A 24,625-nucleotide genomic window follows, 5' to 3' on the forward strand; every position below is an offset into this window, starting at 1 on the left:
TGTTAATTTTGCGTATCTATATGGTTATTGATAGGCAACTGAGAATTAGAAAAAGCTTATAGAGCTTTCTAAAATAGGCATCAGGTGTAAATAATTTCACAGCAATCTGGATTGGTATTTTAGTCGGCAGACAAGTATCGCTAGTAAAGTCACTAAAGAGAGGAATAATAATGAAAAACTATAAAATGAAGTATATCAGCCTAATGGTCAGTACTCTGTTATGCACAACGACTAACGCCGCTTTTGCTCAAGTCAGCCTTAACGATTCAACTATTGAGTTACCATCAAATACAAAAGCAGACACTAAAAATACTGATGAAGAGATAGAAGTTATTGCAGTTACAGGGTTGCGCAGTAGTTTAGCAAAATCATTATCGGTTAAAAAAGATTCACTTAATATCGTGGATGCCATTAGTGCTGAGGATGTTGGCCAATTACCTGATGTAAATGTAGCCGAGGCGCTACAACGTATCGCTGGTATAACAGTGTCACGAGAGCGCGGTAATGGGCAAAATATTTCTGTGCGAGGGCTAACTGGTGGATTTAATATGACGACATTAAATGGTCGTAAATTAGCTACCGACAATTCCGGTCGTAACTTTAACTATGATGTATTATCTTCAGGGATTATTTCTTCAATAGAAGTATCTAAAACACCCAAAGCAGAATTTACGGAAGGCGGTATCGGAGCGACTATTGATATTAAAACCGTACGCCCGCTAGATACGGTAGGAACAAACGTTACTTTTTCTGCGGAAAATGTTTACAAAGATTTAGCGGATAAACATAACCCTAAAGCTTCAATCTTTTTTAGTGAAAATATTGACGATACGTTTGGTGTTGCAGCTGGCTTAATTTATTCAAAGACCCAAGGTCGTTTTGATTATATGTCGATTGCTGATTACTATCGTCAAGAAACCTTAGATATAGGCAATGATAACGATGCCAGTAATGATATTACTGGCAATATGGCTGATTATATCTCTTATAATACCTCCAAAGATGATAACGATCGCCTCAGTGGGAACTTAGCATTGCAATGGCGACCAACGAGTGACTTAAATATTAACTTTGATGCTTTGCATAGTAGTTATAACGTTAATAATATTGCTTCAGGAATATCTCTTGGCCTTACCCAACCTTTGTATCCAAATCACGGGATTTGGACAGATGGTGAGGTTGACGAAAATGGCAATATCGTTAAATTAACGACAGCCGATCCCTTCTTGATAGATTTACTACACATTGAAGAGCATCGTAAAACTACCACGCTGGCGCTTGGGCTAAATGTGATGTGGTATGTTGGTAATTTTACTCTTGAAGCAGATGTTTCTCATTCAGCAGCAAAAAATGAAAATGATGGAGACAATAAGTTTGTAGTCGCACGATCAGCAATAGACTCAGCAACTTACGATAACTCTCGTGGTAGTAATGTGCCCGATATGATCTTTTCAAGCCAACTAGACGCGAGTAGTGGTTTTGGCGCCCATTATACTTCATTTAGCGGTTTGGGGTCTGAAGATAATGTGGATCAGCTAAATTTGAAAGGAACTTGGGCTTCTGATATTAAACATCTTACTTCTCTGGATTTTGGGGTGGGCTATACGGGTCAAACCAAGTCACGAGATAACTGGAGAGCACCAAATTCAAGTGCTTTTAGTAAAGGGAAAATAGATGGTGTTGAAGTAACTGATGAGTCGTTATTAATTCATAACGGTGAATTTACTTGGATAAAAATACCTGATGAGGTCATGCAAAACTCTTCGACTGACGATTTCTTAAAGCAGGAGTCAGGCAATTTCCCTCGTCAATGGGCTGGTTTTGATATTAATGCCTTAAATGCTTTTTACCAAAGTGTCGATCCCACAGCTGCAAATAAACTCATTGCGCAGCATAACCAAGGAAGCTCTTATACGATATCTGAAAATGTATTGAGTGCTTATCTTCAGGCGAATATTGAGGGGCAATTATGGAAGTACGATTATTTCTTGAACATAGGCGGTCGCTTACTTGAAACGACCATTGAGTCTAAAGGCTTCACTGAGAATGTGGATGAAATAATTCGTGATGATGAGGGCTATCCCATCAACACAACGTTTAAAGATCTGGCACCGGTAACCAAAAAAGATAGCTACCGTAATTTCTTACCGAGCCTTAACTTTAGGTGGAACTTGTTCGATGATTATGTATTCAGAGTCGCTGCATCTAAAGTATTAAGTCGTCCCGATTTAGCCAGTATGTCTCCTTATGAGTCAGTAACATCTACAGGACCTGCATTAAAAGAAAATACTAAAAATATATCAAACCCTGGACTGAAGCCCTTTAAGGCAAATCAGTTGGATATAAGTTTAGAGTGGTACTTTTCTGAGCTAGGTGCCGTTACTGCAGCATTTTACTACAAAGATATAGCTAATTTTGTCAGTAGTGAAACGTATATCGAAAATATTGATGGTTATGATTTTGAGGTTTTCAGACCTGTAAATAATGATGAAAACTCGATTATAAAAGGAACGGAGCTAGCGTATCAACAAGGTTTAGACAATATATTGCCTGATTACTTAAGCGGTTTCGGCTTTCAGTTAAATTATACTTACAGTGATACAGATAGTGGTAAGGATAATGCCAGGGGTGAAAAAGTTGGTTTTATAGGTATGTCTAAAAACTCTTATAATATTCAAGCTTACTATGATGAAGGTAACTTTTCGACACGATTTGCTTATAACTACCGAGATTCTTACTTGACCAACATTCACTATTCAGAATCTGGCTACGACACTTTTGCTGACGCAGTCGGTTACCTAGACTGGAGTATGAATTATGACGTCACAGATAGTATTTCTGTACGTGCATCAGTAAATAATTTAACTGACGAAGGCGACCGAAAATACAGTGGTGACAAAAATAAAGTAGCGTATCAGGCATATTGGGGAAGAACATTAACTTTAGGAGTGACGGCTCGTTTTTAAAATGTCACTAAATACTTAGCTAAAATAAAAATCACAGGACCGTTTTGACGTTCTGTGATTTTTAATATGACAGCATAGACGCTGAGTGCCATTTAGCTAATTTTTTATTTTTACGTTGTCTATCTACGCCAAGAGTACAAGGCTTGGTATACAAAGAGTAATAATAAAAATTTAACGATAGTATCCGCTTTATACATGTTTGGTTTGGCTCGATACATGCCAGATAATTTTAATCGTCAGTATAAATAAAGTTAGTAAAATACACGCTATTAGAGCCAAAATAACATTATTTATTGTTATTACATACAGTTACCATTGAAGTGTAACAAGCCAATTATAGAGTTTAATGTTGATTTGCTCAGTTATTATTCTGAGCGCTTAAATTATAGGGTTCATTATGAGAAGACTTAATTATATTTTTATTCGCAGCCTTGTATTTATGGCAGCACTGTTTTCATTGACCGCGTTTGCAGAGGAGTTACCTGAAAAGCCTAATATTATATTCATTATGGCCGATGACTTAGGTTATGGAGATATAGGCAGCTTTGGCCAACAACGTGCTCAAACGCCAAATTTAGATAAACTAGCTGCGCAAGGGATAAAGTTTACACAGCATTATGCAGGTAGTGCTGTTTGTGCTCCGTCAAGAGCTTCTCTAATGACTGGTCAACATACGGGGCATACACAGATCCGTGGTAATCATGAGCTAGGAGGTTACCGCGATGAAGAGGAAAGGGGGCAAATGCCGTTAAAATCGGGTAGCCATACACTCGCTACAGTGCTTAAGTCAGCAGGGTATAGAACTGCAGCGATAGGTAAGTGGGGGTTAGGAGGACCAGGCTCAGAAGGTGAACCTCAACATCATGGCTTTGATTATTTTTTTGGTTATTTAGATCAAAAACAAGCACATAATTATTACCCTACCCATCTTTGGCGTAATGGTAAGCGAGTACCATTAAGCAATGAATTTTTTATTCCACATACCCAGCTTAATGGCACTTCGAAAAAAGAAGAAGATTACAAAATTTATATGGGTAATGAATACGCCCCTGATAGATTAATAGAGGAAGCGACGGATTTTATTGCTTCATCCTCAGATAAAAATAAGCCCGAGCAGCCGTTCTTTTTGTACATGTCATTTGTGACGGTTCATGCTGCTCTGCAGACCCCAGATGATCGTTTGCCAAGCTATGCATCAGACTGGCAGGAACCACCGATGACTAATTTCGGCTACACACCACACCCAAGACCTAGAGCGGCAAGGGCAGCTATGATTAGCAATATGGATACCTCTATCGGTCGTATTATGACATTGCTTAAAGAGCGAAATTTAGATAGGAATACTCTCGTCATTTTCACCAGTGATAATGGCCCATCGCCTGAAGGTGGAGCTGATATGGACTTTTTCAATAGCTCAGGAGAGTTACGTGGAATTAAGCGAGATCTTTATGAAGGAGGCATACGAGTTCCGATGATCGCTCGTTGGAGTAGCCGCATACAAGCTGGTACCGAAAGCAGCCATATTTCAGCTTTTTGGGATATTATGCCCACCCTAGCAGAACTTTCAGGAGCAGAGATGCCTGCTGATCGCGATGGTATCTCATTCGTACCTAGCTTGCTTGGCAAGGAAAGTAGTCAAGAAAAGCATCAAGCTCTATATTGGGAGTTTAAACTGCAGCGCCATGATGCAACGGCGACGCAAGCGGTTCGAATGGGTAAGTGGAAAGCATTGCGCTTTCACCGTTCACATGGCATTGATTGGGAGCTGTATGATCTTTCCACTGATATTGGAGAACAACATAACTTGGCAAAACAGTTTCCTAACATCATCGACGAAGCAAATGAACTGATGAAAAAACGAACCAAGCCGATACTGCCTGAGTGGGAATTTTGATTTGCAAAATGCATACCAATAAAGCGAAACATTATATGAGTTGAATGATTTTTTAGAGTTCGTTTTCACTCACGATCTCTAAAAATCAACATGACCTTATTCATTCCTAGATTTCTAATTAACCACCAGGTTTTGCCAGCTGTCGGAAGAATAGCGTTAATATAACTTGTAACCAAAATACGGACAGCGATAGTTATAAAAGCTCTTAATTTTTTATCATTATTATTCCCTTTTTAATGATCACACTTTAGAGGTGTTTTACTGTGCGCTAATAGTTTTTAAAGCTATTTAAAGTATATCTTTGAGTGTAATAATTGCTGTAAAAAACGAGGGCATCCTTAATTTTAAATATTTAAAAAAATCAATGTTTTAATTTTATAGTTAAAACAGCAAAGGAGAGAAAATGAAAATATTATTTGTAATATCACTGTTGATATCGAGCTTTGGCCTATACGCTCAGGATATTTCTATTCTTCCAAAACCTAACTATATAGAAAAAAAACAAGGGCATTTCTATGTCAATGAACAGACAACTATTAGCTTTTCAAGTGGACTGAATAAAGAATCAAAAATAATACAAGACTACTTTTTTGATATCGCAGGGTTACAAGTACAAAAAACATCTAATAATATTTCTAATAATATTTCTCTAAAAGTAAACCCTAGCTTGAATAAGGAAGCATATAAACTTTTTATTTCGCCGCAAAAAGTGCTTATAGAAGGAGGAACAAATACTGGAGTGTTTTATGCGTGGCAATCTATTAAGCAATTATTATTAGAAGATAATTCAACTTTTAGTCTGCCAGCCCTAATTATAAAAGACGAACCACGCTTTAAGTGGCGCCAATATATGCTTGATGAAGCACGTTATTTTCATGGTGAAAAGTTTGTAAAAAAAATCCTGGACCAAATGGCATTACTTAAAATGAACAAGTTTCATTGGCATTTAACAGATGATGCAGGCTGGAGGATTGAAATTAAAAAATATCCGCTACTTACGACTATAGGCGGATTTCGTAAAGATACAGAAGTAGAAACGTGGAAAAGTGGTAAGACTGCAGGTGAACCTCATGGTGGCTTCTATACCCAAGAGCAAATAAAGCGAATTGTCGCCTACGCAAACGATCGTCACATTAGTATTATCCCAGAGTTTGAAATGCCAGGCCACGCTAGTGCAGCAATTGCATCTTATACTTGGTTAGGTACTGCAGGAGTACCTATTGAAGTGCCTGCAAAATTTGGTCGTTTATATGATAATTTTGATGTTACAAACCCTAAGGTTATCAAATTTTTTAAAGATGTATTATTGGAAATGTTTGAAATGTTTCCGTCGGAAGTTATTCATATTGGGGGTGATGAGGTTGGATACAAAGTGTGGGAGGAATCTGATCATGTTCAAAAGTACATGAAAGATCATGGAATTAAAACACCAGCAGACCTTCAGGTAATATTTACAAATAAAATGTCTAAGTTTATTGAAAGTCATGGAAGACGCATGATGGGTTGGAATGAAATTTTAGGTAAAAATATACACACAGATTTTGTTGAAAAAAAACATGATAGACAGGCTGAAACAGAGCTAGCAAAAAATACAATTGTACATTTTTGGAAAGGGGATATCGATTTAGCACGTGATGCAGCACAGCAAGGTTATGGTATTGTTAATTCTCTTCATGAATTTGCTTATTTAGATTATGGTTATACAACTACAAGCTTAGAAAAAGCCTATCGCTTTGATCCTGTTCCTGCAGGGCTAGAAGAAAAATATCATAAAAATATTTATGGATTGGGGACTCAAATGTGGAGTGAATGGACACCTAAAAATGCAGATGTTGAGTTCCAAACATTTCCAAGAATTGCAGCTCACGCAGAAACCGGTTGGACACAAGTTGAAAATAAAGACTTTATAGAGTTTAAAAAGTCTCTCAAAAAGATGCAGGAATACTGGCAAAGTGTTGGTATAAATTATGCCAAAAAAACTGCTGGTACGCATTGAATTTAACTGAAAGCTATTTTAATAGAGTTAAATATCCAGCGTACTACTTAGAAGTACTTAGAATTGAATGGTTAATTACGACAATGTCAGACTCCTTATGGATGGGCATTGTCTATTTCATTGACACATTTAATATCCCAGCATAGAGCAGCTTTAGCGAGCAGTTTTCATTTTGAAAACAGCCTTTGGCTTTATTATCAATCTGTATAAATATTGCATGATGTGTATGCGTCTACACAGAACATCTGCCAGTAACGCGTCAAAACTATGAGGCTATTTCCACGTTTGAATTAGGAGGTAACCATGAGGAAAACGCGTAATCTTGCGCCGTCGCGTAGCATCAGCGAAGCGCAACAGTCTAGCGATTTAACTATCACTGAGTGTGAGCAGCAAAATTCTTTATCAAAAACAACTTTTAATGCTGCACAAAATAAGCTTGGTGCATTATCAGGAAGTTTTGTTCGTGCCAAGATCACTAAATAAGTTGACGTTATCGAGCAGCAACAGCCGATCACCCTCGTGCTAGGTAATGTAAAACTCAGCTTGGAGGTAACAATATCAGCAACTTGCCTAAATCAATTATTACAGGAGCTTGGCTGATGAAGGTGTTTGTTGAACCTGAGAATATTTGCTGACACCGTGATGCCTATGCTGGCGCGTTATTTTCGTTTTGCAACATAGCTAAAGATAAACTCAAGCTGCTGTATTGGAATAAAACGGGCTTTGCTTTGTGTGGTAAAGCGACTCGAAAAACACAAGTTTAAATGGCCAGAGAAAGCCACCATGCAAGAATTTGAACTCAGTCCTGAGCAATTAGGCAGGTAACGTAAAACGCTGTTTGATTATGAACATGGGAATTGATACTCACTTATTACCTGACGATCCAGAAAAAACTCAGCACCTGTTGCTTGAGTTGCAAAAAGCACAGGATGAAGAGTTAGCTAAACGATCTTGTAGTGCATGGCTTTCGATGTTTTTATATTTTTAATTGTGCTTAATTGCCTAATCCTTAAATGTTAAATAGGGTCTTAAAGTTAGGCAATTACACAAAATTAGTTAGCCTCTCCAAACCAAGACAATAAAATAAACTGTCTTGGTTTGGAGGCTATCTAATAGTTTAGTTATTTCTCTGTAATGGGCTGATTACAAAGCTAGTCTCAAACTTTTTATCATGAATTTGATATTCTTCCAGTGCAGCAGTTCCCCAGCTATTAACGCCACCAACTCCTGCTTGAACAATATCTAGGTTCAAGTTAATCAAATCACGAGGTTTGAGATCTCCCGAGTGATTATGCCTGCCATGCCCTTTAGCGTGGGGGTTAATATCTAAGTCTTGGCTTAAAAAATTAAGAGCAGTAAAGCCAATCGATGTTTTAGCGTCGATACGTATACCAACTCCGTTATTATCAACCAAACTTAACCAACGCGTGTCGGTTTTGCTGCCATTTTCTTGGGCGCGAACATACGGATGAAACTGTTGAGCAACTAAACCTTGATATAAACCAATATCAGCAGAGGTTTTACGATCTTGGTAGCTTTCATGTGGACCGCGGCCATACCAAGTTAGCTTATCTAAACTATCTACTAATTGCATCTCAAGGCCAACGCGAGGAATTGCGGGGGTTTTATCTTGGCTGATATTTACAGTATAACTGACATCAATCACACCATTAGCTGCAACAATGTAAGTGACTTGAGCATTACCGGCTATCGGTTTCAGACTATAATCAATCACTAAAGACACTGAATGGTCATCTTGTTCAGTAACTTTAAACTGACTTACAGCAGTCGCATTATCTACGTGCTTCCACACACTAATAGCCTCTAAATTACTACTTCGGCTATCGTTATCAGTTAGCGGTCGCCAAAAGGTTGGTAATAAGCCATTAACTAATATTTCTTTATCGTGAACTTGCATTGATAGCATAGCACCGCTGGTTTTAGAAAAACTGTAATGGAAGTTTTTACCATTTATAGTCACTTTATCTGTATCTTCAGCAACTTTCAGCTTGTCTTTTGTAATGCTAGTAGGGGCTTTGAAAGTACCTTTCTTTATCAGTAGTTGTTCTTGGGCTTGCGCATAACCTTGTTGAGTTAAGTCAGAGGTTGCTTTTGTAACAAAACTTATATTAAGAAAATATTCTTTGTTATCATTTTTAAGCGAACGAGCATAATCTAGTTTAAACTTTTTGGTAGCTTGTGGCCCAAGGTTGATATCATTAATAGAGCCAGATTTTACGGTTATCCCGTCAGCAACAAGTTGCCAATTTAAACTAAACTCAGATAAATCTTTAAAAAAGAATTCATTGAATACTTCAATCGTGCCGCTTTTCGCATCGATTAATTTAGTATGGATATCTTGCTGAACGCGGCGTACTTCATGATAACCAGGGTTAGGTATTCGATTAGGTAGCACAATACCATTAATTACAAAATTCTCATCTTTTGCCCATGCATCAGGGAATTGACGGCCTCTGATTAATGTATTTTCAGTATCAAACTCTTGCGGTAAATTACGGCCAAATTTAATTAAACTGCCATCGCTATCTATGCCTGTTGGCCCAAAATCGCCACCATAGCCATAAATATGGTTGCCTTGCAAACTAGTCATATCTAACCCTTGGTCAACCCATTCCCAAATGAAGCCGCCTTGTGCATTTGGCACATCTCGAATGGCATCCCAATAATCTTTGAAATTACCCAGTGCATTACCCATACTATGAGCATATTCACTCATAATAAGAGGGCGATTACGGGAGTCTTTATAGTTACGTATAAAGTCAGGCTTAGGATACTGCGGTACGATTAAATCAGTATTCCAATCTCTTTCTGCTCGCTCGTATTGCACATATCTCGTGTTATCGCGATTTTTAATCCAATTATAAATTTTAAAAAAGTTAACGCCATTACCAGCTTCATTACCCATCGACCAAGTTATAATACTTGGGTGGTTTTTGTCTCGTTCAACCATGGCAATATTTCGCGCCATATGCGAATCTAACCAGCGACTATTGTTAGCAAAACTCTGGTCAAGTTTATAGCCTTGACCATGTGATTCAATGTTAGCCTCATCGACGATATATAAACCATAATGATCAGCTAAATGGTAAAAGTAGGGGTCGTTAGGATAATGAGCCATTCGAACTGCATTAAAGTTAGCTTGTTTAATGAGTTGTACGTCTTTAAGCATCATTTCACGACTGATCACATGGCCAGTAGCTGGATCATGTTCATGGCGGTTTACGCCTTTAATTAGTACAGGCTCACCATTTACTAAGAACTGACCATTAGCGATATTAATCGATCTAAACCCTACATCCTGTGCAATAGTTTCTAAGTGGGTGCCTGTTTCTAAGGTTTCATTTTTTGTTGTACCATAATAGCCTTTTTCTAACTGCTGATCTTTTTGTGCGTATAAGCTTAGCAACAGACGATATAGATGTGGCGTCTCAGCACTCCAATTTTTAACAGCTAGGTTATCAAAATTGATGGTTAACTCATTGTTACCTGTATAGCTATTGTGTGGATCAATAAATAACCGCTCAGTACTTGCTATTATTTTGCCTGCGGTATCGAGTAACTGCACTTTAAGGATAGGCTTAACAACGGATGGCTTTTGGTAATTACTAATTTCAACATCAATACTTAATTTACCATCGGCAGCACGAACAAAATAATCACGTATATGGGTTTTAGTTCGGGCAACCAAATATACATCGCGCTCGATACCACTTATGCGCCACATATCTTGGTTCTCTAAGTAACTACCATCACTCCAGCGGTAGACTTCAACCGCAATCACATTTTTACCAGAATTAAGATAGGGTGAGATATCAAATTCGGCAGGTGTTTTACTGCCCTGACTATAACCCACTTTTTTACCATTTACCCATAAGTAAAAAGCAGATTTTACCGCCCCAAAATGAATGAAAACCTCTTTTTTATCCCATCCATCAGGTAAGTCGATGGTTTTTCTATACGAGCCTACGGGATTATATTGATGATGAATAAAAGGAGGGTTTTGTTCAAACTCTGAAGGGTGGTTTACATAAATAGGAATACCATAGCCATTTAGCTCCCAGTTTGCGGGCACTTGAAAGTCATCCCACCCTGAAACATCATAATCCGGTTTGTAAAAATCAACTGGTCGATCAGCAGGTTTTTGCACCCAATTAAACTTCCATGTGCCATTTAAACTAAAATAGTTACTTGAAACTGAGTTGTGATCAGCAACAAAATCGAAATCACGCGCTCTATCAACTGAAGCAAAGGGTACAAAAGTACTGCGCGCAGCTTCTTTATTAATTGCAAAAACACGGGGGTTCTCCCAATCATTGGCGTGTATCGTACCCATCGTACCGGATAACAATACAACACTTGTAACTATGGTCTTCCAATTAAACTTCATATTATCTCCAAAAAAGTTTTTCTTATTGGGTGGTATTTCCAGTGACTCACCAACAAGGTGAAAACATAAAAACTAGTTCATTATTAGTGTAATTATTATGGGAGTTAAGTGTTTAACTCCATGAAATAAATATCGACTTTTATCATTTACACTCTAAGTAAGCCTAAATGTCATTGCAGTACAGAACAGACGTCTTAGTCACAAAGTAACTGTCATGATTTACGCTACTCTGGTAATAGTTAACTATTGATGCAAAATAGATAGTGTTTATTTCACCTGATCGAGCAAAGGCTTAGGCATAGATGTGTTTATCTTGTACTTCTCTCACCTCGACAATAGAGCGCTCAGCATTTTTAGTGGACTGCCTTCGACTTTATAGTGAACCAAAGTAAAGTAGATAATTTGTCAGCCATTAACCTACTATATTACGCAATTTTTAGATACTTTCAATAGATTTCCTTTTGTTTTGTTTGTTTTTATTCTATTAACTTTGCTTTCAAATAAACGGAGTGTTATCACCATTAAGATACGAGCTTTACAAAACGATCGTGGCTACGTAAGAAATATATATTACTGATAGTTAACGATATAGAACATATAAAAGCGATTGGTTTTCATACTAATATACTAGGGCGTGTGACCTTTCATGATTGAAATTCGTTCAATCTAGGGGAAATTTAATCGCGGCGCGAGATTTATAACCGAGTGGGCTCGATAACGGCTCTTGCATTGCTCTATCTTCTGCATCTATGCAGACGTATTTAAGTTATTTTTAACACAGTCAGTAAGCTATTTAATACGCTAGAATAATCATGTTTTTAATAAAATTGGTATTAGTGTGTGTACTAGAATGTTCATGGTTCTAATTCAATATGTATTATTTGAATACTTTAAAAATCAATGCGCAGAGTTGACAGCAGAGCTAGGAATGCATGCCAATATATTTGGCAGTGACGATGTAAAATGTAATAGTGGGAAAGTGAGTTTAGGTGAGTCGTATTTAGCTTAAACTTAACCGACAGTTACCGGTTGAAATGGGTAACTGTCATCAAGATACTGTATGAATATATTTAATTAACATCGACAATGATCAGCTTAATATTTAGCGACTCAAAATATTCTTTATACGCTTTAGGAATATTATTATCGGTAATTAGCGTTTTAATTGAGTTTAAAGGAGTAATAATATGAAAACCACTACGATCGAATTTAGATGAGTCTGCTACCACAATCACCTCTTTTGCCACGCCACACATTAACCGGTTTAAGCTTGCTTCATGTTCAAAATGGGTCGTCAATCCAGAGGTAAACTCAATACCATCGACGCCTAAAATAACCTTATCAAATCTTAAGTTTGTTAGGCTTGTTTCAGCTTGTCGACCATAAAAAGAAAGCGATTTTCTTCGTAGTGTGCCACCAGTCATCAATACTTCAACACTATCAAAATGAGCAAGCTCAGTGGCTATATTTAAGCCATTAGTCATCACCACTAAGTTTTCGTGGCTATTCAAAAGTTTAGCAACTTCTTCAGTGGTAGTACCTGAATCAAGAATAATAAGTTCATTATTATTAATTAATTTTGCAGCTTCAGCAGCGAGCTTTTGCTTTATATGAGAGTTTTCACTGTGTTTCTCTTTTACTGATAACTCTTTAGTCATTTTACTAATAGCTACAGCACCGCCTCGAGACCTAACTAATAGCCTTTTTTTATCAAGATCATTTAAATCGGTTCTGATTGTAACAGTCGAAACTTTAAACTCTTGCGCTAAGTTAGTGACATCCACACGACCAATTACATTTACTTGTTTAATGATCTCTTGGCGTCTTTCAATTGTATTTAGCATAGCGTAATTCACCGAATGTTTTTCTAATTAAAAATATTAACAGTTATTATGTTTTTCATCAATGAAAGCTAGTGAAATTTAAATCGCACTATTTATTGTTTAGCTCATAATTAGCTATATAAAGAAATCTCGGCAAATAAAAACAAGTTATTATTGACCGAGCGTAACTATTACCATCAGGCTGAAACAGCGATACCTAGCTGAAAAATTGCTCATTTATCGTGGCGCGCCTAGTATAAGGTAAGCGATTGCGTATTATTGCTTAATTAAGTAGCTCAAACACCGAGCTTAATTTTTTAACAAGGGCTAACGTAATGTATACGCTTTTTGACTTAGCGCCTAGTCATCAAATTGATAATAATGTGGCTGATTTAAATCCACCACATAATACTGGTTTGCTAGGATGATCATGGTTTTAGTTTAATTGGTACTACCATTGGTCCAAACCTGCTGTACGTCTAACTCAGTATTTAGTGCTACAAAATTAGCATTAAACCCGGGTTTTATTAAGCCAATTTGTTGCTCTAACCCTAATGCTTGAGCAGGGTAGAGTGTGGCCATGCGAACGGCTTCTTGCCAGTCTAATTCTGCGAATAAAGCCGCATTTTTAACTGCGGTGTTCATATCAAGGGCTGAGCCTGCTAAAGAGCCTGCAGCATTTTCACATTTGCCGTTAACAGCCTTAATGACCTCGTTATCTAATACAAAATAGTCTTGCTCTGAGCCAACCGTGGCCATTGCATCTGTAACCAAAATTGCGCCGCCGCGTTGCTTGGCATTTACTGCAACTTTAAAGGCGCTTGGGTGCATATGAAAGCCATCGGCAATAATCCCAAACCAAGTGTTGTTACTGCTAAGTGCTGCGCCAACCATGCCAGGCTCACGACTGAGCAAGGGGGTCATTGCATTATACAAATGAGTAAACCCGTGTAACCCAGCCTCTATGGCAGTTATGGTTTGCTCATAATTAGCGTTACTGTGACCCGCGCAGATAATCACGCCAGCCGCTTTTAATTTAGTTATAGTGTCTGATTCAGTTAATTCAGGCGCGATAGTAATGAGTGTTTTACCTGTGCGCATGGAGGTAACAATAGCAAAGCCTTGCTCATCAATAGCACAAAATTTACTCGCATCATGAGCCCCTTTTTTTACTTCACTTAAAAAAGGGCCTTCTAAATGTATCCCTAATACGCCGGGAACGCCTTCCTCAATTGCCTGCTCTACAGCGCTGATGGCGCTTTTCATTGCGTCGTAGTTGTCAGTGATCAAGGTTGGCATAAATCCTGTTGTACCAAACTGCTGATGGGCTGCTGACATTTGTCGAATAGTCTCAACGCTGGGAGCACTATTGAACATAATACCGCCGCCGCCATTAACTTGCAGATCAATAAACCCTGGTGCGAGTGTATTGCCCTGCAGGTCAAATCGTTGCGTAATACTGGCTGGTAATTGCGCCTGTAAAATAAGTTCTTTTATTTGCCCATTCTCTATAATCACCGCGTGCTCGTTAAGCAACTCTTCGCCGGTGAAAATAGGACCATTTACTATTGCTGAAATCATAATATTTTTTCGTTTTAATTTTGACTGTGAGAAAGGAAAGCTGCACCTCGACCACCACTTGCATCGCCAAATTTAGCTACTACAAATGCTGGAACCACTACACTTTTAAAAAGGTAGGGTATTACCGCAGTGGGCAGCGCGGCAACAACGTGTGCTATTTTAGACACCCCACCACCTAAGACAATAATGTCTGGGTCATGATTATGTATAATCGTTGAAAACGTATAACCAAGTAAGTCTGTATAGCAATTAAATACGGCTAAGCTATCCGCATCACCATTTGCTAAATTTTCACTGAATTGGAGTGCACTCACTTCACGCTGATAAAAAAGCTGAAATAACCTTGAAATGCCAGGGCCAGCAATATAATACTCCATACATCCTGAAAAACCACAGGCACAGTCATTGAGACTTAGATCGTACTTTTTTTGTAAAAAAGCAGGAATAGGTATATGGCCATACTCACCAATAATACCGTTACGGCCAGTATCGAGTTTACCATCGATACATAGCCCTCCTGCAGCACCAGTACCTATAATTGCTCCGTATACGCGAGAATAGCCTTCCCCAGCACCTTGATGAGCTTCAGATAGAGCAAAACAACGGCAGTCATTTTCAATAGCGATATCACGATTTAATAATAACTGCAGATCTTGGCGAACATTTTTTCCTGTTGCACAGGGAACATTGGCACTTAATGATTGTTCATTGTGGTCAATTAATCCCGGCATGCCAATTCCCACTTTACCTTGCACATCACAAAGGTTATCGGCTTTTGTGACTTGCTCGACAATAGTACATAAAAATTGCTCATAATCACCGGTTGGCGTTGCTACGCGCCAACATTGTTGTTTTTCAAAATCTGCATTAAATATGGCTGTTTCTATCTTAGTTCCGCCGATATCTATACCGTAAATCATGCTGTTATCCTTTTATTAAAGAGCAGTTTTACCCGAAAGGATAAAGATTAACACCTTTAACCACACGGTTTACCTCGCCGGTTGGGCAGGGGTTATCGGGTGTAAAATTCAAGGCAAGTGATTTATAAAATGACAAAATTTGGCAATAAACTACATAAGGTAGGCCAAGCCATGCATCATTTAGCTGTTTCGCAGACTCAGGTAAAATATCACCTAAAGTAACAACTTGCATTGCGATATTATCTGCTATTAACTCTTTTACTATGTCCTTATCATAACCCTGGATATAGCTGTTATTAGCATCGAGCATAATGATGATGGATGTTGCATCTACATTAGATTTCGGACCGTGGCGAAAGCCTAAAGAGCTTTCACAATAACACCCTATTTTACCAGCCGTCAGTTCGAGATACTTTAACGACGCTTCTTTGGCAATACCAGATAATGACGCAGAGCCTAAAAATATTTGTTTGGTGTTACTCTGTGAGCTGAGCTCTTTAATAGAATCACACAAGTTGTCAATAATATATTGCGTAGTGTTAATTGCAAGTTGCAGTTGCTGCTCATCTTGAGAAAACACACACAAAGTAGCGACATACATAGACGTAAAACTACTGGTCATCGCAAAACTTTTATCAAGTGATTGATCAGGCATCAGCACACTGTACGCTTTTTCAGACTGATTAGCATATTGAGCAAGACTGCCATTGGGGTTGCAGGTCATCACTAAATGGTAACAATCGTCAACAACTTGGTCGGCAAGTTCAACCGCTGCAACACTTTCAGGGCTATCACCCGAGCGTCCGTATGAAATTAGTAACGTGGGGATGTTACTAATAAGGTATTGATCCGGGCTCGATACAATATCAGTGGTACTGATTGCTTCAACTAAACGGCCACACGTTTTAGTTAAATGTGGTGCTAACGCATCACCCACATAAGCAGATGTACCAGCACCAGTTAAAATGATACGTAAATTAGGTTTAGCTAAAATAGTTTCTAACCAAGGTTGCAGCGCAGTTTGCTGTTGTACTAACTGATTAGCAAGAGACCAACACTCAGGCTGTTGACTAATTTCTTTTGCAGTCCAATAGGCATTTTTTTGTTCTAAAGTTGATGTTGGTATTGATAAATACTGGCTCATTATCATTTCACTCTTTGCTTAGTTTGAAAGTAGCATGCATCTGCATAAAGTTGGGTTACTTGCATTATTTTATTTAATACTAATGCTTTAGGTGCATTATCAAGTTTTTTGGCAATGACCGCATCATATTGACTTGGCATAAACTGACTAATTAACGGTAATGGCATATCAATAGCGGACAGATTAGCAAATAACTTAGTCACTGCTGTTTGAATTTGTTCATTATTCCAGTAGTAACGGATCCGATCACTAAAGCTATAACGTCGATATACCGCTAAGTTTTGTTGGTCCTGGGGGTAAAAGCTTTCCCAGCCACCTTTCTCATTTAGCATTACCTGTTCACATACTTCACGTAGCTGTGATTGTGCGTCGGGTGCCACTAACTCTTGCTCAATAAAACTTAAAGCAAATAAAGCTTCACGAAGCGCGAATGTGAGCTGTGGGCCGACTTTTAAAATAGCAAAATGATCTCGTACTAATGCTTTGTATGCTTCAGCAGGTTGATAGTCTGTGGAGTGGGCTTCAAATACTAATCCAGCAGTGTTTGCTGCAAAGTTTTTCAGTGCTTGAGCCTTACTTGAATCGTATTCAAACACGGTAAAATTATCAAATTCAACACCCGGTTGCACAACTAAGCCAATTACGCGACTCCATGCATCATGTAAGCCTTGTTCAGCAAATATCTTTGCATGCACGCTCAGAGTTTCATTTACATTTTCAACCGGCGTTACTTCTAATGTATCTATTTCTTCTTTTGCACCGCCAGGAGGAGGAACTTCAGTGCCAACAATATAAATAATATCGGATTTACCAAACTGACGAATAGCCGTTTGCTCTGCGACTTGGCATAACATCGCCGCGCGTTTAGCCACAGTTTCATCAGACAGTGGCAGCGTATCATCAGCGCACTGCATGCTGGTATCAAGGTGAATTTTTTTGAATCCTGCCGCGACATAAGTTTCAATCAGTTTTTTCGACTTTTCCATTGCTTCTGCAGCAGGTTCTTTAGTCCAGCAAGTGGGTCCTAAGTGATCGCCACCGAGTATAATTCTATCAGTAGGGTAGTTAACTTTAACGGCAATATCATGAACAAAACTGACAAAATCGGCTGGTAGCATATTAGTATAACCACCAAATTGGTTAACCTGATTTGCGGTCGCCTCAATCAGTACGGGTGAATCATCTGCTAACCCTTGCAATAAAGCGGCTTCTATTACCAAAGGGTGCGCACAACACACTGAATAAATACCACTAGGGATACCTTTTTTATTATTCAGCATACTTTCTATCATTTCATTCATAAAAACCTCATATTGAAAAAGTGAGAGGGTGTTTAACTGTTAAACCCAATCTAGCATTGATTTCACATACTTTCAAATGCTTTTGTAGCGTTTCTTTTTTTTCTTTCGATTTGTTTGTGATGCCTCATTGTGATTTCACTAGCTTGTTTATAGTTATAAGAGCAAAAGGCAGTACAAAGAAAGTAAATAGTAGAATGTATTACGCAAGTAACGGTATAGCTAACCTAGCCGCTAATAAAATAAGTAATATAGATATAACAACTGCTAATCAATAAGATGAAGAGAAAAAAGCCAGAAAAAGGCAGCGCATCACGTAGATAATATAATGCTTACGGTAAACCCCTATACAGGCTTAATTTCTAATCTATTAGTTGAAAGAGAGTAGAATGGAGTGCTAGAGAAATGAAAAATTGTAAGTGTATAATTCGTTTCATTTGGGTTATACCAGAACAAAAGCTTACGAAAGTAAAGGGTAGTGTTCAAAAATCTGTGTCTGTAGGGTAGGCACCATCTCTCCAAAGGGTATTAAACTATTTAACTCCTAATGATATAATTAAAAACCAGTTGCACTGACCACTTGATATTACCGTAGCCTTTTTTAATATATCCTTCTCTAATTCAATGCGTTGGACTTGTATTTTAAGCTCACGGATTTCAATTTTTTCGGGTGTCATAGGTGAAGCTAAAGGTGACTGACCATTATGCTCTTACTTTAATTGAGTAACCCATTTACTTACGGTTGATTTACCAACACCCATCGCTTTGCTGCTTCTTCTTACGTATAACCTTGGTCTAGTACAAGTTGAGCTGTTTCTAATTTGATTGCAGCTAATACGTTGCACGTTTTAATTTCGTCTTTTTTTCACCCAAATTTGTACGCAAATAGCATAACACTTCTTTCTAAATGGGTAACCCAAATTACAGCAGCACTACAAGTGATTTGCCATCGCGCGCAGATCGAAGACGTTATTTATAGCTACAAGAATAAGTAATAGTATTGCAAAGGAAAGAAAATCTTGAACCTGTGACAGACCCTGGCTTTTATTTAGGTGACAATAAAATTGTCGTTTCTTGGGAGAACTGAAGAGGAGTGCGTGTTGGAGTTTATACAGTGTTATCGCCTACTTATAAGTAGGCGATAACACACGTTTGCTTTACTTAAAGCCTAAACGCACTGGAACTGTTTTTAATATCGAGTTGTTGACAGCTACGATACAATGCCAAGCGGCTTACCTGTTTGCCATGCGCCACGGGTAAAGTCAGGAATTGTTTTGCTATTACTTCTATCGTTAATTGAGTCGACACTAAGTGGGAAAATAGCAGACCAAGCAGCGGCATCATATACATCTTGATCAAGTGGTTCATTGTTACGTAAGCAGTAAATCATGCGCCATAACATAATGAAATCCATACCACCGTGACCTCCATTACGTACCGCTTCTTCACCCATACGTTTCCATAGTGGATGATCATACTCGGCACGCCATTTTTCCATATCATTATCCCAGCTATGGAAGTTTTGTAATTGCGGTTTACGGCCTTTAGAGCCTTGCTTTTCCCATTCGGCTAGTTCAGCTTGATATTGCTGTTGATAAACTTTAGCAATCGCTGGCGGCATTTGCTCTAACGCAATACGGTTAGGGAAACCTGCAAATGTACCATTGGTGCCTTGGATCAGATTATGGCGGCTATATGGGCGAGGGCTAGTTGTATCATGTTGAACCATGATACTGCGACCATTCACTGTTTTAATCATGCTGGTATTCATATCGCCAGCAATAAAGTCTAGTGAGCGGCGTTCATGTCCAGCAGGAAATTCACGTTTTGCGTAAGCAGCGCGTCCTAGAGCAGGCGAACTAACTGAGGTTACATAGTCAAAACGATCACCGCGGTTAATGTTCATATACTGTGAAACTGGACCTAAGCCATGAGTTGGGTAAAGGTTACCGTTTACTTTTGTATGCCAGTGAGTACGCCATGAACCAGTGCTGCGGTCTATTTCTTTCATTTGCCAGCGTAAGTCATGGATATAAGCGGCTTCACCGTGTAATAACTCGCCAAAAACGCCTTGGCGAACCATGTTTAATACCATTAACTCATCACGCCCATAGTTAACGTTTTCCATCATCATACAGTTTTTCTGAGTACGTTCTGCGGTATTAACTAGCTGCCAACATTCTTCCATAGTGGTTGCTGCAGGAACTTCTACGAAGGCATGTTTACCACTTTCCATGGCATCTATACTCATCGGCGTGTGCCACTTCCACGGAGTTGAGATAATCACAATATCGATATCGTCACGTGTCAGCATATCTAGGTATGCTTTGTCTGAGCCCGTATAAGCAGTTGGAGTAGGTAAGCCTTGCTCTGTAACATATTGCACAGATTTATCGAGCATGAGCTGATCAGTATCACAAATGGCTTTGATCGCTACACCTTCAATGTGACAGAGCTGTTTTACGTGTCCACTGCCACGTTGACCTACGCCAACAAAGGCAACTCTCACCACATCCATAGCTGGTAAAGCTAGCCCCATAACACTTTTACCTTGAGCAGCTAAAATATGGCTTCCACCTTGCTGGCCTTGAGCACAACCTGCTACTACGGTGGCAGCTGTCATTGCTGCAGCAGATTTTAAAAAATTACGTCTATCTATTGTCATAACGGTACCTAAATCACTAAGATTGTTATAAGAGTGTGTTTCAGTGATTTACTTTATAACCTAAGTTTACAACTATTACAATAAAGTAACCTTCAAAAGATTTCAAAAGTTGTTATTTAATGTTTCATTCGTTTTTTATGTGATGCTTTTTACGCTTATTTAATCATGTTGTAAAGTTGAGATTACTATATCTTAAATTGTAACCTACTGTTTTTTTAATTATTTATTTTCCAAATAACTACATCGATAGCAAGTGAAATCTTCGAATGTTGTTTTTATGTTGATTTTTTGTTTCATTTGGTTGTAAAGTGTTGGCACTATTCAAAATGAAAATACTATTTTGATAGTACCGAAAAGACAACTAGCGCTAGAGGAACATTCACGTGATAAACAACAAAAAAAACTATCTGAGCTTACTGATCAGCTCAATATTGGCAACGTCTGTCAATTTTGCATGGGCTGCAGAGCAGCAACTTTTAACTGAAGTTGAAAAGAATAATCAAGAAGAGCTTGAAGTCATAGAAGTCACTGGTATTAGAAGTAGTATTAAAGAATCAAACTTTCGTAAAAGAGAAGCGACCACAGTAGTAGATATAGTTGTTGCTGATGATATAGGTAAGTTTCCAGATGAAAATTTAGCCGAATCATTACAGCGTATTCCTGGTATTACCATAACCAGAAATGGCGGTGAAGGACAAAATATTTTGGTGCGCGGTTTAGGCGGCGGCTATAACGTTACTACGCTGAATGGGCGTAAACTGGCATCAGAAAACTCCGGTCGTGATTTTAACTTTGACACTATAGCCTCTGAGTTAGTTAGCGCTTTGCAGGTATATAAATCGCCGGAAGCACGATTAATCGAAGGCGGTATTGGTGCCGTTGTCGATATTGAAACGCGTAAACCACTTGCTCAAGATGGCTTTACGCTAAGTGCATCGGCGAAAGGTATTTATGAATCTCGTAGTGGCGATATTCATCCTCATGCATCGTTGATTATTGGTGATAAATTTAATGACGATACCTTTGGTGTGTTGTTTTCAGCCGCGTATTCTAAGAAAACTTTACGTGCAGATACTTATTCGGCATCGGGCTTTTTTGATGAAGAAGAAGGCTGGGGAGCGGATAGCGCAGGTGTCCCCGTTGATGTTAATAATAATGGTGAAATTGATGGACAAAGCGAAATATTTGCTTCAAAGATCCCAAGCTATATGTACTTTGCTAACGCCCAAGACGTACGTGAGCGTTTAGGCGCAACATTAGCTCTGCAATGGCAGCCTAGTGATACATTAGATATTAATTTTGACGCTCTTTATTCACGCTATAACACGGATGGTCACCGTTATCAGATTGGCTTTGTTAACTACGATGAGAGCTGGACGCCTGGAACACCGGTATTTACCGATGCTGAATTTGATGACACTGGTCGTGTTGTGGCTATGAAGCAAACGGGTAACACTATGGTTGAATTACTAAATTTAACCAACCCTCGTAAGTCAGATACCTATCAAATAGCTTTAAATACTAAGTGGTATCCTACTGATAGTTTGACCTTAGCCGTCGATTTAGCACATTCTAAGGCTGAAAATGACAATGGCGGTGATAACCGTTTCATCGTAGCACGTGGTTTTATCGATTCGATTGGTATTGATTACAATACCGGAAATATGCTGCCAGATGTTGAGCTATCACCCGGTTTAACAGCTGATCAATCGTACGGTGCACACTATAGTCGTAATACCGGCACTGGGGTTGAAGATAAAATAAATGACTTTAAATTTACAGGTACCTTTAGACCTGATAGTGAGCTTCTTACTCGGATTGATTTTGGCGTAACCTATCTTAAGCAAACGAAAGGTCAGCTAGAATATGCTTCTAAAAATGCGAGCCAATTTAGTAATGGCGGACAATATTTAATTCGTGATGGTTACGAATTCGATGATAGTACGGTAGTTTCGACCGGTGACTTCAATTTATTTGAAATCCCTAGTGATGTATTTGTGCCGGCTAATTTTGATAACTTCTTAGACGGCGAAAATAGTAAAACTCCACAACCATGGCCTAGCTTCGATTACGACAAGCTTTTAGATTATTATCGTACTATTAACGCAGCAGCAACAGATGCTAGCATTGTGGCTTCACTCAGTAAGTCAGGTACCTACCAAGTTAGTGAGGAAGTACTTACAGCTTACGCGCAATTTACCCTGGAAAATACTTTTGCAACGATGCCGTATATGCTGAATTTAGGCATTCGAGGATCGCAAACAGATGTGAGCTCTGCGGGTTCTGTGTATGATTTATCGTTAATTGAATTACAACCAGATGGTCAGCCACTAGAAAATGGCTGGCGTGAAACCGTTGAAAAATCATTTGATGGTGATTACAGCAATATTTTACCGAGCATGAACTTTAAGCTGAGTATTTCGGATGAACTTATTTATCGATTCTCTGCGGCAAAAGTAATCAGCCGTCCTTCTCTTAGCTATTTACGTCCTTGGTTAGCGCCTAATTTTAGTACTTACCGCGAAGGCTTACCGCAACTTTCAATGGGAGATTCATCGCTCACTCCAGAAGAAGCAAATCAAGCCGATATGACATTGGAATGGTATTTTGGCGACAGTAGCTCATTAAGTGCTGGTGTTTTCATCAAAGATCTAGAATCGTTTATTGATTATGTTGAAATGCCGGTTGAAAGAGAAGGGGGGCGTTACTTTGCTTCGTTCCCAAGTAAGAGTGCCTATGGTGCGACAATTAAAGGCGCTGAATTTGCTTATCAGCAATCATTTGATGAGTTGTTAGCAGAACCATTTAATGGCTTAGGCTTTCAGCTTAACTACACTTATGTAGATAGTAATTATGATGATCCAGAATTAAAAGAAGCAGGATTACCATTCAAGGGAATGTCTAAAAACTCATATAATGCAGTGCTTTATTATGAGCAATATGGTTTTCAAGCTCGCCTAGCATATAACTGGCGTAGTAAGTTTTTATCGGATCCTGAAGCGTGGGGTGGCGCCTACTGGATTTCTGATTACGGCCAACTAGATGCTAGCTTTAGTTACAGTATGAATGATCATGTGACTGTATTTGCTGAAGCTTCGAACTTAACCAATGAACGTTACTGGGGTTATATCAAACAAGAAGATCAAGTTAGTTATCTGGAACGTTTTGGTACTCAACTAGCGGTAGGTATCAGAGCAAGTTTTTAAGAATAATGTCGAAGCGCTCTTAATTGAGCGCTTTTTATATTTAATTAAGCTGATTTTAATATGAAAAAGATATTTTTTAGAACTGTTTTACTGATTTCGAGTATTTTTATACTGGGAGCATGTAACGACAAGCAGCCAGAAAGCTTCAAAGCACTTCAATCACATCGCGCTGCAGAGCAGAGCCAGTACCCAGCGGAACCTATTGTAGTTCCTATAGGGGTGAATAGTTGGGTTATTGATGACTCACTTGCTACCAGTAGCATAGTGGCAGAAAAAGGGGGCCGAAATTGGCAAGATCTTCATCATGTGATCAGTACCTATTTTCACATTGATAAGCCAACTAATTTGAAAATAGCGATACAGGCAAGCGCAGCATGTGCTGTGTAAACTCTGCCTATTAATCATAAAGGTAATCATTTAACAGAGGCAATAGACGGTAATGCTAAACAGCAGTACCTTGTTGAAAAAATCAAAGTGACGGAGCCTAATGCAGATCTTTTAAGCTAATTGGACGATCTTTCAGAGACTTCATAATAGGCTACAACAGAAGTTGTGGCCTATTTTTATGTCTGAATTTATTAAAGAATTACATCTTACTATTGAGTTTTGCCAAGATCGTGATATTGATTCGTTCACTAAGCACATTTCCCTTGAGTGGATTGAAGAAGCTGTTACCCAAACAGGAAGAGCCTCAGTACGCAAACGACGCTTCCCCGCCGAACAA

15 protein-coding genes and 1 pseudogene are annotated in these 24,625 nt (G+C 38.6%); 8 read left to right on the plus strand and 8 right to left on the minus strand.

The features are described 5' to 3' along the window. Positions 1-170 precede the first annotated feature (170 nt). From J5X91_RS11350 to J5X91_RS11375, 5 genes are all read left to right on the plus strand, one after another. Entirely contained in the window at positions 171-2,966 is a 2,796-nt protein-coding gene (locus J5X91_RS11350; protein ID WP_208834879.1) for a TonB-dependent receptor, read from the plus strand. A gap of 397 nt (positions 2,967-3,363) precedes the next feature. Further along, entirely contained in the window at positions 3,364-4,860 is a 1,497-nt protein-coding gene (locus J5X91_RS11355; RefSeq protein WP_208834880.1) for an arylsulfatase, read from the plus strand. A 403-nt stretch (positions 4,861-5,263) separates the two neighbouring features. Next, complete coding sequence (locus J5X91_RS11360) at positions 5,264-6,856, plus strand: beta-N-acetylhexosaminidase (protein ID WP_208834881.1); 1,593 nt, start codon at positions 5,264-5,266, stop codon at positions 6,854-6,856. Positions 6,857-7,159: 303 nt separating this feature from the next. Further along, positions 7,160-7,339, plus strand: a complete 180-nt coding sequence (locus tag J5X91_RS18110) for a hypothetical protein (protein ID WP_244363842.1) — start codon at positions 7,160-7,162, stop codon at positions 7,337-7,339. A gap of 361 nt (positions 7,340-7,700) precedes the next feature. After that, positions 7,701-7,844, plus strand: a complete 144-nt coding sequence (locus tag J5X91_RS11375) for a hypothetical protein (RefSeq protein ID WP_208834882.1) — start codon at positions 7,701-7,703, stop codon at positions 7,842-7,844. A gap of 129 nt (positions 7,845-7,973) precedes the next feature. Here the strand turns inward: J5X91_RS11375 and J5X91_RS11380 are convergent, their stop codons facing one another. Beyond that, the gene (locus tag J5X91_RS11380) at positions 7,974-11,264 is read right to left on the minus strand and encodes a glycoside hydrolase family 2 TIM barrel-domain containing protein (protein ID WP_208834883.1); all 3,291 of its coding nucleotides are present in this window, start codon (positions 11,262-11,264) and stop codon (positions 7,974-7,976) included. A gap of 850 nt (positions 11,265-12,114) precedes the next feature. On the opposite strand from J5X91_RS11380, the gene J5X91_RS11385 reads away from it, so the two are divergent. Then, positions 12,115-12,273 (plus strand): hypothetical protein, encoded by a 159-nt coding sequence (locus J5X91_RS11385; RefSeq protein ID WP_208834884.1) that lies wholly within the window; start codon positions 12,115-12,117, stop codon positions 12,271-12,273. 61 nt (positions 12,274-12,334) lie between these two features. Here the strand turns inward: J5X91_RS11385 and agaR are convergent, their stop codons facing one another. The 7 genes and pseudogenes from agaR to J5X91_RS11420 all read right to left on the minus strand — a co-directional run bounded on the left by agaR (position 12,335) and on the right by J5X91_RS11420 (position 20,695). After that, a complete protein-coding gene (agaR, locus tag J5X91_RS11390; protein ID WP_208834885.1) occupies positions 12,335-13,108 on the minus strand; it encodes a transcriptional repressor AgaR in 774 nt (257 codons plus the stop codon). Positions 13,109-13,528: 420 nt separating this feature from the next. Then, complete coding sequence (gene nagA / locus J5X91_RS11395) at positions 13,529-14,668, minus strand: N-acetylglucosamine-6-phosphate deacetylase (protein WP_208834886.1); 1,140 nt, start codon at positions 14,666-14,668, stop codon at positions 13,529-13,531. Positions 14,669-14,682: 14 nt separating this feature from the next. Then, on the minus strand, positions 14,683-15,588 hold the full coding sequence (locus J5X91_RS11400) for an ROK family protein (RefSeq protein ID WP_208834887.1): 906 nt from the start codon (positions 15,586-15,588) through the stop codon (positions 14,683-14,685). A 28-nt stretch (positions 15,589-15,616) separates the two neighbouring features. Further along, complete coding sequence (locus J5X91_RS11405; RefSeq protein ID WP_208834888.1) at positions 15,617-16,732, minus strand: SIS domain-containing protein; 1,116 nt, start codon at positions 16,730-16,732, stop codon at positions 15,617-15,619. Positions 16,733-16,734: 2 nt separating this feature from the next. Then, on the minus strand, positions 16,735-18,033 hold the full coding sequence (locus J5X91_RS11410) for a D-tagatose-bisphosphate aldolase, class II, non-catalytic subunit (RefSeq protein ID WP_208834889.1): 1,299 nt from the start codon (positions 18,031-18,033) through the stop codon (positions 16,735-16,737). A gap of 593 nt (positions 18,034-18,626) precedes the next feature. Further along, positions 18,627-18,883, minus strand: a pseudogene (locus J5X91_RS11415) (transposase); the annotation flags it as partial. A 357-nt stretch (positions 18,884-19,240) separates the two neighbouring features. Beyond that, on the minus strand, positions 19,241-20,695 hold the full coding sequence (locus J5X91_RS11420; protein ID WP_208834890.1) for a Gfo/Idh/MocA family oxidoreductase: 1,455 nt from the start codon (positions 20,693-20,695) through the stop codon (positions 19,241-19,243). 383 nt (positions 20,696-21,078) lie between these two features. Between J5X91_RS11420 and J5X91_RS11425 the strand changes: the two genes are divergently transcribed. Beyond that, complete coding sequence (locus J5X91_RS11425) at positions 21,079-23,901, plus strand: TonB-dependent receptor (RefSeq protein WP_348272528.1); 2,823 nt, start codon at positions 21,079-21,081, stop codon at positions 23,899-23,901. Positions 23,902-23,961: 60 nt separating this feature from the next. Next, positions 23,962-24,288, plus strand: a complete 327-nt coding sequence (locus tag J5X91_RS11430; protein ID WP_208834891.1) for a DUF5077 domain-containing protein — start codon at positions 23,962-23,964, stop codon at positions 24,286-24,288. The last annotated feature ends 337 nt before the right edge of the window (positions 24,289-24,625 follow it).

It is taken from the genome of Pseudoalteromonas sp. K222D, from assembly GCF_017653575.1.
In the GTDB taxonomy this organism is placed as follows: domain Bacteria; phylum Pseudomonadota; class Gammaproteobacteria; order Enterobacterales; family Alteromonadaceae; genus Pseudoalteromonas; species Pseudoalteromonas nigrifaciens.